Annotated in this window: 1 pseudogene; it reads right to left on the bottom strand. The window is 53.9% G+C overall.

Annotated elements, in window-relative coordinates:
- Positions 1–236 precede the first annotated feature (236 nt).
- A pseudogene (locus ACEWB7_RS17630) lies at positions 237–460 on the bottom strand (hypothetical protein); the annotation flags it as partial.

The following is a 460-nucleotide window of genomic DNA, read 5'->3' as shown; positions in this document are numbered from 1 at the left end:
TTGCCAGACAAACGGACGAAAACCGACGCCCTGCACTTTGCCACGAATACGCAGTTGGACACCGCAAGATGTGTTTTTTGCCATTGAGTTATTCCCGCCATCATGAATTGCGTAACCCGCCCTGCCGGACACGACAGCGTCGCATCCGGCAGTCACAGGTCGGCGATACTGCCCGCTTCGTATTCTACGAATATTTCCGGGAATTCCTTTGATACCAGAACAGTTCTGTAAGATTTTTAGAACATCAGCGCCGTGCGGCGGCGTTTTTCTGCGCTCAGTTGTTCAAGTTTATTACGATCGACACAAATCAGCGCATGAGTCGGGCAAGCCGCCATACACGCCGGGCCGTCTTCACGATGGTTGCACAGGTCACATTTATTGGCTTCAGCTTTGTCAGCCCGTACATTCAGCCCCGCGCCGCTGTTGCGGATCACCGGACGTACCACCACTTCCATCGCGC

It is taken from the genome of Acinetobacter sp. NIOH-H-8, from assembly GCF_046635365.1.
Classification (GTDB): Bacteria; Pseudomonadota; Gammaproteobacteria; order Pseudomonadales; family Moraxellaceae; genus Acinetobacter.
This window is presented reverse-complemented; position numbering and strand designations above follow the sequence as displayed.